The sequence below is a fragment of the Amycolatopsis eburnea genome (genome assembly GCF_003937945.1).
Lineage (GTDB): Bacteria > Actinomycetota > Actinomycetes > Mycobacteriales > Pseudonocardiaceae > Amycolatopsis > Amycolatopsis eburnea.
This window is the reverse complement of the sequence record NZ_RSEC01000059.1, coordinates 359,396-372,910: the sequence shown is the minus strand read 5'-3', so window position 1 is coordinate 372,910 and position 13,515 is coordinate 359,396. Positions and strand designations below refer to the sequence as shown.

Here is a 13,515-nt window from a genome sequence, read left to right as displayed (position 1 = left end):
GTGTTGCGATGAAGACGCTAGGGCCGCGGACGGCGTGCGGAATCCGTCACGTCCCGGTACTTCCGGCCTGGACCGCCGGCCGGCTTAAGTACTGTCGGCCTGTGTTGCACGGGCGGAGTGAAGCGATATCGGTCGTCGACCAGGTGCTGGCGAACGCTCGCGCCGGTCGGAGCGGAGCCCTGGTCGTCACCGGGGAGCCGGGGATCGGCAAGACCGCGTTGCTGGAGTACGCGGCGGCGGCGGCCGGTGCGGTCCGGGTGGTGCGCAGCACCGGGATCGAGTCCGAGGCGCACCTGCCGTTCGCCGGGCTGCACCTGCTGCTGCACCCCGCGCTCGACCGGGTCGACGCGCTTCCGGCGCCGCAGGCGCGTGCCCTGCGCGGGGCGTTCGGGCTGGCCACGGCCGAACCGGGCGACCGCATGCTCGTCGGCCTCGCCGTGTTGTCCCTGCTCGCCGAGTTCGCCGACGGCGGGTCCGTCGTCTGCCTGGTCGACGACGCGCAGTGGCTCGACCGCGCGTCGGCCGAAGCTCTGCTGTTCACCGCGCGGCGGCTCGACACCGAGGGCGTCGCGCTGATCATCGCGGCCCGGCCCGGCTTCGCCGCACCCGGGATCGCCGAGCTGGCGCTGACCGGCTTGGCCGCACCCGCCGCAGCCGGGCTGCTGGCCGAACACGCCGCCACGCTGACGCCCGCGGACCGGTACCGCGTGCTGGCCGAGGCCCAGGGCAACCCGCTGGCGCTGCTCGAGCTGCCGGCCGCGCTCGCCGCCGGCCGGCAGGTCACCGGCGAGGCCCTGCCCATGAGCGACGCGATGCAGGCGGCGTTCCTCGACCAGGTGCGGCGGCTGCCCGAGGCGACCCGGCAGCTGCTGCTGGTCGCGGCGGCCGAGGACACCGGTGGCCGCGACGTCGTCTTGCGCGCCGCCGCCCCGCTGGGGTGCCGGCCGACGGATCTGGTGCCCGCGGAAGCGGCCGGCCTGCTCGAGGTGGACCACGCGAGCGTACGGTTCCGGCACCCCCTGGTCCGGTCGGCGGTGTACCAGGCCGCCCCGGTCAGTCTCCGCCTGGTGGTCCACACCGCGCTGGCCGAAGCCCTCGACCGCCCGGAAGACGTCGACCGGCGCGCCTGGCACCGCGCCGTGGTCGCCACCGGCCACGACGAGCAGGTGGCCGCGGAACTCGAGGGCACCGCCGAGCGGGCCGCCGCGCGCAGCGGGTACGCCGCCGCGGCGGCCGCCTACGAGCGTGCCGCGCTGCTGACCGCGCCCGGCCCGGACCGTGCGCGCCGCCTCGTGCTGTCCGCCGAAGCGGCTGCCGAGGAAGGCGACCTCGACCGCATGGTGGAGCTGGCCTGTCGCGTGCCAGCCGACGACGCGGCTCTGGCCGTCCGCGCCATCCGGGTGCGCGCCGCCGCGGCGTTCCACCAGGGCTCGCTCAGCACGGCCCGCCGGCTGCTGACCGAGGCCGCCGCGCTGGCCGTCGATCCGGCGCCGGCCGCGCACCTGCTGCTCGACGCCGTGCACGCCGCCTGGTACCTGGGCGAACACGAGATCGCGGACGCCGCCGGCCGGCTCGACGCTCTCCCGCTCCCGCTCGACGACCCGCTCACCCACGTCGCGCGCATGCTCACCCACGTCGTGTGGTCCGCCGTCGGCCGGGGCGACCCGGCCCCCGAGACCCTTGCGCGCCGGATCGCCGACGCCCGGCGGACCGGGTTCGGCGGCCCGCACGCCACGATCCTGGTCGGCGCCACCAGCCTCCAGGTCGCCGGCCACGACACCGAAGCCCACCAGGTGGCCGGCACGCTGCTCGCCCGGTGCCGCGACCACGGGTGGATCGGCCGTACCCCGCCGGTGCTCGCCTGTGTGGCCCGGTCCTCGGCGTTCCTCGGCCGGTACGCCGACGCCGTGGACGAAGCCACCGAGGCCCTGCAGGTCGCGCGGGAGCTCGGCCATCGGCAGTGGATCGCCGAAACCAGCGGCGTGCTGGCGTATCTCGCCGCGGTGGCCGGGGACGAGAGCCGCTGCCGCGCCTTCGCCGACGACGCGCTCGCCGCGCCGGAACCCGGCGCGCCCCCGCCCGGCATGTCCTGGGCGCAGTGGGCCCTGGCGCTGCTCGACCTCGGCCACGCCCGCTGGGACGCGGCCCTCGTCCGGCTGACGACCCTCCACACGGGACCGGTGCGCCACCAGCTGCCCGGCCTCCGCAGCATCCCGGACCTGATCGAGGCGGCGGCACGGCTCGGCCGCACGGAGGACGCCCGTGAACCGCTCGCCCGCCTCGCCGATTGGGCGCGCCAGTCGGGGCAGCCGTGGATCGACGCGCACGTGCACCGCTGCCGCGCTCTGCTCGCGCCCGATGCCGACGCGGCCGGGCTCTACGAGGCAGCGCTGGCACGCCACCCCGGCGACCGGCCGTTCGAACGCGCGCGAACGGCCCTGCTCTACGGCGAGTGGCTGCGCCGCCTGCGCCGCAAGTCCGAGGCGAGAATTCAGTTCCGTGAGGCATACGAGACGTTCGTCAGGCTCGGCGCCACGCCCTGGGCAGAGCGGACCCGGACCGAACTGGACGCGACCGGTGAGCTCGTCTCCGGGCCGGCGGCGACGGACGGAGTGCTGGCCGCGCTCACCCCGCAGGAACGGAAGATCATCCGGCTGGCGGCCCGTGGACTGTCCAACCGGGACATCGCCGCGCAGCTGTTCCTCAGCCCGCGCACCGTCGGCTACCACCTCTACAAGGCATTCCCCAAGCTCGGCGTCTCCGCGCGAACCGAACTCGCCGACGTCGTGCTCGCGAACAACCCGGCCTCACTCCCCCCAGCTGCGGCAACCACCCCGGCGCGGTAGAACGCGGCGAGGAAGCCCGGATGACGCGTGGTTGGATCTGGCGCCAGTCCGGCGGCTGTCTGCGACTACGCGCGATCGAGACTGCCCTGCGCACGCTCGGCTCCGAAGGACTGTTCGGCGCGGGCACGGTGGCGCTGATGGACGAAACCGCCCGGAACGCCACCCGCGCGACGAACTGAGCCGGTGCGCACCAGTTCTCATGCACTCGACCCCACAGCGATGACCCGGCTGTCGGTCAGTTCCGATCGGCGCCGTCCCCCGAGAGCGCCGCGCGGTCGTGCAGGTGCAAGCTGAGGTAGGCGAGGTCGGGCGCCACGTGGTCGACCTGGGCGCCGACGCGCCGCATCGCGCGGATCATCGGCGTGTTGGTCTCGTGGGCGATCGCGATGACGGCGGCGCTCCCGTCGGCGCGGGCGAGCGTGACGAGCCGCTCCAGCAACGCGCTTCCGGCACGCTTGCCCTGCCACCCGTCTTCGACCAGCAGGCCGATCTGCGCGCACCGGCCGCTGCGGAGCATCGTCGCCATCCCGATCACGGCACCGTCCGGCGTTTCCGCGAGCAGGACGCGCGTGGCCTCGTGACGCAGCAACGGCTCGATCGGCGGCGGCTCACCACCCCCGTAACGACGGGCACGCGTCTCCGCGCCGCACCGCGCGTGCATCGCCTCGATCGCCTCGACGTCGGCGACCACGGCCGGACGGATGATCACCTCGGCCCCGGAAGCCAAGACCACCGGCACCAGGCTCCCGGCCAGCCGGCGGCAAAGGTCCAGCGCGGCCTTGGCCCGGGCGAACTCCGCGGGCGTGAACGGCAGCCGCGGCCGCGTCACCACGACCTGACCGCCGCCTGCCTCCGCCAGCCGCATCGACGTCCCGTCGAAACCGGACTTCTTACCACCGCCGGGTTTCCGCTCGATACCGCACTCGCCCAGGACCGCCCGCAGCAACCGGTCCGGATCGGCTCCCGTCGCGGCCGCGATGGTCAGCACCCGGGTCGGCAGGTCGACGAACTCGTGCACGTCCGCCGGCACGACCCGCACCTCCCGGCCACCACCGAGTTCGACGACCACGGCGATGTTCGCCGCGGTCGTCCCGGCCGGCGTGCGGACCAGGAACTCGTCCACCACACCGTCCGGCACCGCGAGCACCTGCAGCGAGACGATGTCATAGCGGTGCGCGGCCAACGCCGCGGTGACGCCGGCCAGACTGCCCGGCACGTCCCGCACCGTGGCTCGCACCCGCCACGCCATCCCGGTCCGCATCTGCTCCGCCGCCACGACCCGGCCGGCCGGGGCCCGGTGCGTCCACCACCACCGCCCGGCAGCGGTGACGATCAGCAACCCACCCAGCCCGAACAGCACGACCGGCGCAACCCGGTTGTGCGCCAACGTACTGACGAACAGATCAGCCGCCCCGGTCGCGATGAACAGCGCCGCCAGCTCAACCAGCTCACGACTGCGCGAGGTCCTGTCACGCTTCGCGGATTTCGGATTTCCCTCGGCTTCGGTCATGCGGCCAGGATGACCGCCGACCTTTACCCCGGCCGCGCCGGTCTGTCACGATCCAGTTAACGAACGCACCGAGCGGCTGAACCGACCGGTGCCGGCCGTGGCGAGTGGCGCCGGGCGGCCCTGCGGTGTCTTGAATGAGTCATTCAGGACCTCCGAAGACCTGGGCTTGACCCGGTTTGGCGGACACCTCTGATCAGGGGCGTAGGGCCTCTGGAAGAGATGTCCCTCATCATGGAACCCATGGCCAGGAAGAAGCCCCGTGCGCGCCAGCGGTCTCGGCGGGTGTTCACGCCTGAGTTCAAAGCCCAGATCGTCGGTCTGGTGCAACGCGGCGAGCGAACAGTGCCGGAGGTGGTCCGGGACTTCGAGCTGACCGACTCGGTCGTGCGGAAATGGATCACCCAAGCCGAGCGTGACGCCGGGGTCCGCAGTGACGGGCTGACCAGCGAGGAGAAAGCCGAACTCGCCGCGCTGCGGAAAGAGAACACACGGTTGCGTGAGGACGTGGAGATCCTCAAACGGGCGACGGCTTTCTTCGCGAAGGAGACCCGGTGAACGTCTACCCGTTCATCGAGGCGGAGAACGCCCGCGGCGCAGGCACCGTCAAGCGTGCCTGCACCCTGCTCAAGGTCTCCCGAGCCGCCTACTACACCCACCGCACCGGTCTCTCGCAGCGTGCTCACGAGGATGCCACGCTGACCGAGAAAATCATCGAGGTGCACCGCGACTCCCGCGGCACCTACGGATCACCGCGGGTGCACGCCGAACTGCGGGCCCAGGGGCACCACCATTCCCGCAAACGCGTCGCCCGGCTGATGCGCCAGGCAGGCCTGGCCGGGCGGGCACCGAAACGGTGGCGGGCCACCACCGTCGCCGACCCGGCCGTCCCCACCCGCCCGGACCTGATCACCCGCGACTTCACCTGCACCCCCGGCGCGGTCAACACACGGTGGTGCGGGGACATCACCTACATCCCCACCTGGGAAGGCTGGCTCTACCTGGCCACCGTGATCGACATCGCCTCCCGGCGAGTGGTCGGCTGGGCCACCGCCGACCACCTGCGCACCGACCTCATCGACACCGCGCTAGGCAACGCTCTCACCCAGCGCAGCCCCGCTCCCGGAGTGATCTTCCACTCCGACCGCGGCTGCCAGTACACCTCCGCCCAGTTCGCCCGCACCGCCACCCAGGCCGGAGTCCGGCTCTCGGTCGGACGCAAAGGCCAGTGCTGGGACAACGCGGTGGCTGAGTCGTTCTTCGCCACGATTAAGACCGAGCTGCTCGACCGCCGCACTTGGGCCACCAAAACCCAGGCCCACCAGGCAATCTTCAGCTACATCGAAGGCTGGTACAACACCCGCCGCCGGCATTCCAGCCTCGGCTACCTCAGCCCCACCACCTACGAAACAACCACCCAGCCGGCTACCGCGCCTGCGATAGCCTGACCTCACTCATCAACCCTGTCCGCCCAAACGGGTCAAGCCCAGACCTGAATGAGTCATTCAGGACGTCGGCTAAGCCGCCGCCGGGCAAACCGCCGCCTGACGTTGATCGGGATCCTCGCCCTCACGGCCGTCGCGGCCGGCTGGTTCGGCGAAAGCGGCCTGGGTACGCCCAAGACCTGAACGCCACGACCGCGAGCCACCGCGCTCGGACGCCCGCTAACCGAGCCGGATCACGATGCCGGTGAGTCCACTGAGGACGCTCACCACCCCCGCCCGGACGGCGGCGTCCGCGCGGGCGGGGGTGAACGACGCCGGGTCGTCGCCCGTGGACGTGCCCAGTCCCTCGCCGCGGAACGACGCTCCCGGCCAGTTCGCGGCCGTGACGTTCGCCGTCGGCTCGGCCAGCTCGGCGCCCAGCACGAGGAACTGGCGGTCGAGGTGGTTGGCCGTGACCAGGGCCAGCGCGTCGACGAGGTCCTTCCCGGCGGTGACGATCAGATCCGGCGCCAGCTTCACGGCCTCGCCGATGCTGTCGGTGAACCGGCCGGAGTCCGCGGCGGTGACGGTCTTGAGGCTGACGCCCTCCTGCCGGGCCCACTCGGTCACCGCGGCCGCGAGCGTCCGGGTCGGCTGGTCGTCGCCCGCGGTGAGCAGCACCACGCGGTAGCCCGGCGACGGCCGGACGCCGTCCCAGGAGCCGGGGCTCGGCGTGATCGTCGCCTCCGGGGTCGGCGGCGTCGTGACGAACCCGGGTGCGAGCACGCCGACCGCGCTGGGTGCCGGGTGCGGCGCGGACCAGTCGTCGGCGGCGCCGCACCCGCCGGCCAGGACGGCGAGCACGGCCAGGGTTCCGGCGATGCGAGTGCGCAACCTGATCGTCCTTTCGCGAAAGCGAGCCGGTCCCTTCCTACCTGACGAACGGCGCCGCGCGGCGTCCGTCGCCGTCCGGACGCCCGGTGTTCGCCTGGGGTCCGCGAGCCGTTCGTCTTCCGCCAGCAGTCTGCGGGACGACCGGAAAGAGGACCCATGCCCCGCCGTCTCGCCCAGACCTTCGCCGTCGCCGTGTTCGCGGCCGTGGCCGTGCTGCTGGGCGGGTTCCCCGCGCAGGCGCACGGTTTTTCGTCGACCGTCTACGCCGATCTCACCTCACCCGAACGGGGCCACGTCCGCGCCGCGCTCGGCCTGGAGTACGACCTGCTGGTCGTTTCGGCCGCCGACGCACAGCACGACGACCCGCTGTTCCGGCAGGGAACCGCGGCCTTCGACGCCCGCGACACCCCGGCCCAGGCCGCCGCCTTGCGGGCCCACACCCGCTCGATCGGCGACTACGTCACCCAGCGCTTCCGCGTGACCGCCGACGGGCAGGCCTGCGCCGCGACGCCGGACGGCGGTTTCACGATCGAGCAGCGCGACGGCGTGCCGTACGCGCGCATGGTCCTCGACTACCGGTGCCCGGAAGCGGAAGCACACGAGGTGTCCAGCACGCTCTTCCCCGACTCCGAGCAGTACGTCCGCGACACCAAGACCATCGTCACCTACGCGCTGGACCTGACCTCGGGCAGCGCCGCGCTCGACGCGCAGCAGCCTTCGATGTCCACCCACCAGACGTGGACCGCCCGGTTCTGGGACTTCTTCCGGCTCGGCGCCGAACACCTGCTCACCGGGCTCGATCACCTCCTGTTCCTGCTGGCGCTCATCGCGGGCTCGCGCCGCCTGCGCGAAATCGTCCTCGCCGCGACGACGTTCACGCTCGCCCACTCGGTCACGTTCGTCCTGGCCGCGCTCGGCCTCGTGCACGTCCCGGCCGGGATCATCGAGCCCCTCATCGCGCTCTCGATCGCGGTCGTCGCGGCCTGGCCGCTGTGGCGGCTCAAGCGCGGCGCACCCGAGCTCACCGACGACGGCCACTTCAGCCTGGACCGGGCCGGCTGGCTCCGGCTCGGCGTGGTGTTCTGCTTCGGGCTCTTCCACGGGCTCGGGTTCGCCTCGTCACTGGGCATCGACGCCTCGTGGTCGTGGACGCTGCTCTGGTCGCTGCTCGTGTTCAACCTCGGCATCGAGGCCGTGCAGCTCGCGATCATCGCGCTGGTCTTCCCGCTGCTGGCCCTGCTGCGGCGCCGGTCGCCTGCCGCGCCCCGCTGGACGACCGGCGCGATCGCCGCGGCGGTGTCCGTCGTCGGCCTGACCTGGTTCGTGCAGCGCGTGGCCGGCGGGTGACCCGCGAGTTCTTCCGGCGTGCGCAACCGGGCAGTCCCCCTTCGTTCACCCGCGCCACATCGACGGAGTCAACGCTCTGACCCGGTCACCCCTCCCCTACCTGACCTGAACGGACGCATATCCGATGAAGCACTCCAGATCGATCGCCCGCGGCGCCACCGCCGCGGCGCTCGGCCTCGCCGTGGCGTTCGGCACCGGCCCGGTCACCGCGGCCGCCGCCGACGTACCCGTGACGCTGTCCGGCGTGATCCTCGGCGTCGGCGCCAAGGAGTCCCAGCGCGTCGTGAGCTGGTACGCCTCGTCCGACGCCAAGCAGGTCGTGCAGGTCGCGCCGACCGACCGCGTCAAGAACGGCCAGTTCCCCAAGAACGCCCAGACCTTCCCCGCGACCGTCGCCGCGAACAGCGTCAACGGCGGCTTCAACGCGCACGCCACGATCGACGGCCTGCGCCAGCGCACCGGCTACTCCTACCGCGTCGGGTCCGGCGGCAGCTGGTCCCCGGTGTACACGTTCAAGACCCAGGACTTCCGCGGCGACTTCGACTTCCTGTTCTTCGGCGACCCGCAGATCGGCTCGTCGGGCAACGTGGCCAAGGACGGCGCCGGCTGGGCCGACACCCTGAACGTCGCCCTCGGCGCCAACCCGGACGCCGAGCTGCTCGTCTCCGGCGGCGACCAGGTCGAGTCCGCCAACACCGAAACGCAGTGGGACGCCTTCCTCGCGCCCGACAAGCTGCGCCAGTACCCGTGGGCGGCCACGATCGGCAACCACGACGTCGGCGGCAAGGCCTACGAGCAGCACTTCTGGACGCCGAACACCGACCGCTCGGCCGCGTACTACAACGGCGACCCGGGCACCCGCTCCGGCGGCGACTACTGGTACTTCTACAAGGACGTGCTGTTCATCGACCTCAACAGCAACGCCTACGCCGCGGGCGCCGACGAAGCCCACATCGGCTACGTCACCGATGTCGTGAAGAACCAGGGCCGCAAGGCGAAGTACACCGTGCTGGTCTACCACCACTCGATCTACTCGCCCGCCGACCACGCCAACGACAAGGACAACCAGCAGCGCCGCCAGGACTTCCCGACCGCGTTCTCGAACCTCGGCGTCGACCTGGTCCTGCAGGGCCACGACCACAGCTACTCCCGCAGCTACGTGATCAAGAACGGGCAGAAGGCCAACCCGGCCGAACAGCCCGGCGCCACCCAGGTCACCCAGGGCCCCGGCGGCGTCGTCTACGTGACGGCGAACTCCGCGTCCGGCTCGAAGTACTACGACCTGACCGCCCCGGACACCACCCAGGACCCGAACTACGGCCCCGACCCGCTCAACCCGGACAACCACTGGGCCAACTCGGTCGAGAACCAGGAGCACGTCCGCACCTACGTCAAGGTCGCGGTGCGCGACGACAAGCTCGTCGTCCAGAACCTCCGCAGCGGCACCTGCGCCGCGCCGAACGCGGCGGTCGAGCTGGGCAAGGTGTCCTGGTGCGGGCCGGACAGCGGCGCCACCCCGGCCCAGCCGGTCGGGTCCACTGTGGACAAGGTCGTCATCCACCCCCACCGCGGCCACGGCGGCGGATCCCCCGAGCCCGGCAAGCCGTGCTGGCTCGAGCAGCCGGCCACCGGCCCGGGGCGCACCATCACCACGCTGAACTGATCGCCCTCCGCGGGGCGAGTTCGCTCGCCCCGCGGACCTTTCCCGACTTGGACGCCCCATGCACCCCCTCGCCCGCGCCGTCGTGAGCCTGCTCGCCGCGGCCGCCTTCGCCGCGGTCACCGCCGGTCCCGCAGCCGCGCAAGCCGAGGCGCCCTGGACGGTGGCGACCGCGGCCAACGACTTCGGCGCCGACCGCGACAACTACAGCTACACCGCCGAGCCCGGACAGCGGATCGACGACGGCCTGGTGATCGCCAACCACGGCGCGGCCCCGCTCGACCTGGCCGTGTACGCCGCGGACGCCTTCACCACCGGATCCGGCCGGCTGGACCTGCTGGCCAAGGACAAGCCCTCGACCGGCGTCGGCGCGTGGGTCCGCCCCGGCCAGGACCACGTCACCGTCCAACCCGGACAGACCACCGAAGTTCCCTTCACCGTCACGGTTCCGGCCGGCGCCACGGCAGGCGACCACCTCGGCGGCATCCTCGCCTCGGTCGTCCAGGGCGGCGTCGAGCGGCGCGTCGGCACCCGGATCCGGGTGCGGGTCGGCGGCGACCCGCGGCCGGGCCTGTCGGTCGAAAACCTCGACGTGGACTATTCCGGCACCGCGAACCCGCTCGGTTCGGGCAACGCCACCCTGACCTACACGATCCGCAACACCGGCAACGCGATCCTCGCCGCGCGCCAGTCGGCTTCCCTCTCCGGCCCGTTCGGGACGTGGCGGGTTCAGGCCGACGCCGTCGCCGACTCCCCGCAGCTGCTCCCCGGCGAAACGTGGCAGGTCTCCGTACCGGTCCACGGTGTCACCCCCGCGGTGTACCTGGCCGCGACCGTCACCCTCCTCCCGCTGCTCACCGACGCCGCCGGCTCGACGGCTCCGCTGGCCGCCGCGGACACCACGGCGCACTCGTGGGCGATCCCGTGGACGGTGGTGCTGCTCGCCGCCCTCGTCGCCGGAACGATCGTCGTCCTGCGCCGCCGGCGCGGCCGGCACGGGGAAAACGAGCAACTGCCCGAGCGTGACGAAGTCGGGGTGCAACCGGACGGAAGGTCGCACTGAAGAGGCGCTCACGCGAACGGCCGCCGACGCCACCAGCGACGGCGGCTCGTCGTGGGCGACCGGCCCCAGCACGTCCGGGGTGACCCCCGGGCGCGCCGCCCGCTTCTCCCGGCGGGCCCGGTAGCCGCTCGCCGCGGCGGCAGCCGGAACCGCCTACGCCGGTTGTGCCGAGTGGCTGTCGAGCAGCTTTCCCAGCAGAGCCTGGAGCTGCCGCTGCTCGGTCCTGCTGAGACCGGCCAGGAGTTCGGCCTGGACGGCGTCGGCGTGCTGTTGGAGTTCTTCGAGGTATCGCGTTCCCGCGGCGGTGAGGGTGACGAGGTTGCGACGCCGGTTGTCGGGGTCGGCGTGCCGGTCCACCCGGCGGCTGCCTGCCAACCGGGCGAGTATGCCGCTGACATCGTTTCGGTCCAGGCCGAGACGGCGGCCGATCTCCGCCTGGCTGAGCGCCCCGTACTCCTCCAGTGCGGCCAGCACGGCGAAATCGGCACGGGCGCCCAACGGCATGCGTTCCGCGGTCAGCCGAGCTCCCAGCGTGGCCACTTTGTTCGCCTGCCAGCTGACAAGCCCGTGCAGCCGGGCCGGAGGCTGCAACGCGTGGTTCGTAACCGCCATGCGCCCACCTTAACCGTTGGCGAGCCCAACATGCCGTGTTATGTTGGTACAACCAACGTTGGTTACCCCAACATCTCCAGGGAGTGAATCCATGAGCACCAGCACCACCCATCCCGATTTGTCCGGCCGCCGGGTCGTCGTGCCGGGCGGCACGGGGGCCGTGGGCGAGGGCGTGGTCCGCGCTCACCTCGCCGCCGGCGCGGACGTCGTGGTACCGACCCGCAGCCAGGAACGTGCCGACGAGTTCCGGCACGTACTCGGCGACGCGGCCGACGACCGGCTACACCTGGTGGCGCACGACTACACGACGTTCCCCGGAGCTGCGCGACTCGCCGACGAGATGGAGCGCAGACTGGGCGGAGTCGACGACGTGGTGGCTCCGATCGGTGGCTGGTGGGCCGGCAAACCGCTCTGGGAGATCGACGAGAACGACTGGCAGAGCGCCTTCGTCGGGCTCGCCTCCGCGCACATGGCCGTCCTGCGGGCCTTCCTGCCCAAGCTGAGCACCCGCGGCACCTACACGCTGATCGTCGGGGCTTCCGCGCTCACGCCGGTTCCCGGAAGTGGCCTGGTCAGCATGGAGCAGGCCGCCCTGCTGATGATGCGACGAGTCGCCGAAGCCGAACTCACCGGTCCCCGGCGGATCCACGCCCTCGTCCTCGGCCCGGTCAGCACCCGCGTCACCGGCACCGCGGAACCGGACTGGGTGAGCGCCGACCAGGTCGGCGCGATCGCCGTCGCCGCCTCGGCCTCCGAGGCGCGCAGCCAGGAGTTCCGGCTGGGCAACCGAGCCGAAGCGGACCAGGCACTCGCACACCTGCAGGCAGGCCGGCCAGCCCGGACCGGCACGGTCGTGACGGTGTCCACAATGGAGCCCAAGGACGGACGACGCGAGGACCTCGTCGCGTTGCTCGCCGAACTCGCTCCGCGGATCCGCGCCGAACCAGGATGCCTGCGGTACACGGTGCACCACACCCACGGCGAGGCGGACGGGCCGTTGCTGGTGATCCAGGAGTTCACCTCGATCGAGAGGTTCAGGCAGCACAGCAAGACCGTGGCCGACCAGATCCCACGGCTCGCCGCCCTCCTGGCGAAGCCCCCGGTGCCACCGGCCCTGTTCGAACCGGTGCTCCAGTAGGAACTGCTGGGAGGAACGCGTCCGGTCACCAGAGGCCACCTCTTTTTGACACAAATGGAATAGCGTTCCATAATCGGATGGAAGCGACGGGAAGGCAGAATCATTCATGCGGCAAGTACGGTATGACCGCTTCGGCGGAATCGACCAACTGTGGATCGACAACCTGCCCCGGCCAGTAGCTTCTCCAGGACAAGCGGTCGTGCGGATTCACGCGTCATGCATCAACCCAGGCGCGCTGTCCGCGCTGCACGGAGCGCCCTACACACCCATCCGAGACCTGGCAGGCGTGGTGGTCAGCGTCGGTGACGGCACACCGGGCGTCCAGGCCGGAGACGAAGTACTCGGCTGGTCACAGGAATGGTCGGCCCACGCGGAGTACGTTGCCGTGCCGGTGGCACAGCTGATCGCCAAGCCGGTCGGCCTGACCTGGGACGTCGCCGGCTCCCTCTTCGTCACCCCCATGGCCGGGCTGGCCGGGTTCGACTCCGTCGAGCCCGCCGCCGGGGAGGTCGTCGTGGTGTCCGGCGCCACCGGGGGTGTCGGTTTCACCGCCGCACAGCTCGCGCGACGGACCGGCGCGACCGTGCTCGGTATCGGCAACCCGGCGAAGGCCGAGCACCTGCGGGCGCACGGCATCATCCCGGTTCCCTTCGACGGCGACATCGCCGAAGACGTCCGCACCGCCGCCGACGGCCGCAAGATCGACGCCTTCATCGACACGGTCGGGTCGGGCTACGTCCGGCTCGCCCTCGATCTGGGCGTGCGCCCGGACCGCATCAACACAGCGGTCGACTACCAGACCGCCAAAGAGCACGGCGTCGCAACGAAAGGCACCATGGACGCCGGCGGCCTCCCGGCCCTCCGCACGCTGGCCGACCTCGCCGTCGCGGGTGACCTCGACATTCCCATTGCCGCGACATACCCCTTGGCCGAGGTGAAAGCCGCGTACACCACCCTCGCCGAGCGCCGGCCATTCGGACGCGTGGTCCTGCACCCGCAGGAGTAGCCGGCGGCGACCAGCCCG

At 72.0% G+C, this 13,515-nt stretch carries 12 protein-coding genes; 9 read left to right on the top strand and 3 right to left on the bottom strand.

Translation table 11 applies throughout. From position 1 onward, the window contains the following. Positions 1–101 precede the first annotated feature (101 nt). A complete protein-coding gene (locus tag EIY87_RS33875; RefSeq protein ID WP_225440196.1) occupies positions 102–2,846 on the top strand; it encodes a helix-turn-helix transcriptional regulator in 2,745 nt (914 codons plus the stop codon). Positions 2,847–2,866: 20 nt separating this feature from the next. Continuing rightward, on the top strand, positions 2,867–3,025 hold the full coding sequence (locus EIY87_RS47840; protein WP_158641411.1) for a hypothetical protein: 159 nt from the start codon (positions 2,867–2,869) through the stop codon (positions 3,023–3,025). 56 nt (positions 3,026–3,081) lie between these two features. Here the strand turns inward: EIY87_RS47840 and EIY87_RS33870 are convergent, their stop codons facing one another. After that, positions 3,082–4,356, bottom strand: a complete 1,275-nt coding sequence (locus tag EIY87_RS33870) for a GNAT family N-acetyltransferase (protein WP_125313978.1) — start codon at positions 4,354–4,356, stop codon at positions 3,082–3,084. Between the two features lie 240 nt (positions 4,357–4,596). Between EIY87_RS33870 and EIY87_RS33865 the strand changes: the two genes are divergently transcribed. Together EIY87_RS33865 and EIY87_RS33860 are read left to right on the top strand one after the other, a co-directional pair. After that, positions 4,597–4,911 (top strand): transposase, encoded by a 315-nt coding sequence (locus tag EIY87_RS33865; RefSeq protein WP_125313977.1) that lies wholly within the window; start codon positions 4,597–4,599, stop codon positions 4,909–4,911. Further along, positions 4,908–5,801 carry an IS3 family transposase gene (locus EIY87_RS33860; RefSeq protein ID WP_125313976.1) on the top strand — a complete coding sequence of 298 codons (894 nt, stop codon included), beginning with the start codon at positions 4,908–4,910 and terminating at the stop codon, positions 5,799–5,801. Before EIY87_RS33865 ends, EIY87_RS33860 begins: the two co-directional genes overlap by 4 nt. Before the next feature lie 216 nt (positions 5,802–6,017). Here EIY87_RS33860 and EIY87_RS33855 read toward each other — a convergent pair whose 3' ends face one another. Then, the gene (locus EIY87_RS33855) at positions 6,018–6,671 is read right to left on the bottom strand and encodes a type 1 periplasmic-binding domain-containing protein (protein ID WP_125313975.1); all 654 of its coding nucleotides are present in this window, start codon (positions 6,669–6,671) and stop codon (positions 6,018–6,020) included. 156 nt (positions 6,672–6,827) lie between these two features. Between EIY87_RS33855 and EIY87_RS33850 the strand changes: the two genes are divergently transcribed. From EIY87_RS33850 to EIY87_RS33840, 3 genes are all read left to right on the top strand, one after another. After that, positions 6,828–8,018, top strand: coding sequence for a HupE/UreJ family protein (locus tag EIY87_RS33850; protein ID WP_125313974.1), 1,191 nt, complete (start codon positions 6,828–6,830; stop codon positions 8,016–8,018). Positions 8,019–8,142: 124 nt separating this feature from the next. Beyond that, positions 8,143–9,681 (top strand): purple acid phosphatase family protein, encoded by a 1,539-nt coding sequence (locus tag EIY87_RS33845; RefSeq protein ID WP_225440195.1) that lies wholly within the window; start codon positions 8,143–8,145, stop codon positions 9,679–9,681. A gap of 58 nt (positions 9,682–9,739) precedes the next feature. After that, a complete protein-coding gene (locus EIY87_RS33840) occupies positions 9,740–10,741 on the top strand; it encodes a WxL protein peptidoglycan domain-containing protein (protein ID WP_125313973.1) in 1,002 nt (333 codons plus the stop codon). A gap of 153 nt (positions 10,742–10,894) precedes the next feature. Here the strand turns inward: EIY87_RS33840 and EIY87_RS33835 are convergent, their stop codons facing one another. Next, entirely contained in the window at positions 10,895–11,353 is a 459-nt protein-coding gene (locus EIY87_RS33835) for a MarR family winged helix-turn-helix transcriptional regulator (RefSeq protein WP_125313972.1), read from the bottom strand. A 91-nt stretch (positions 11,354–11,444) separates the two neighbouring features. On the opposite strand from EIY87_RS33835, the gene EIY87_RS33830 reads away from it, so the two are divergent. Both EIY87_RS33830 and EIY87_RS33825 read left to right on the top strand, forming a co-directional pair. Next, positions 11,445–12,491 carry an SDR family NAD(P)-dependent oxidoreductase gene (locus EIY87_RS33830; RefSeq protein ID WP_158641410.1) on the top strand — a complete coding sequence of 349 codons (1,047 nt, stop codon included), beginning with the start codon at positions 11,445–11,447 and terminating at the stop codon, positions 12,489–12,491. A gap of 106 nt (positions 12,492–12,597) precedes the next feature. Then, complete coding sequence (locus EIY87_RS33825) at positions 12,598–13,497, top strand: NADP-dependent oxidoreductase (RefSeq protein WP_125313970.1); 900 nt, start codon at positions 12,598–12,600, stop codon at positions 13,495–13,497. Positions 13,498–13,515: the final 18 nt, after the last annotated feature.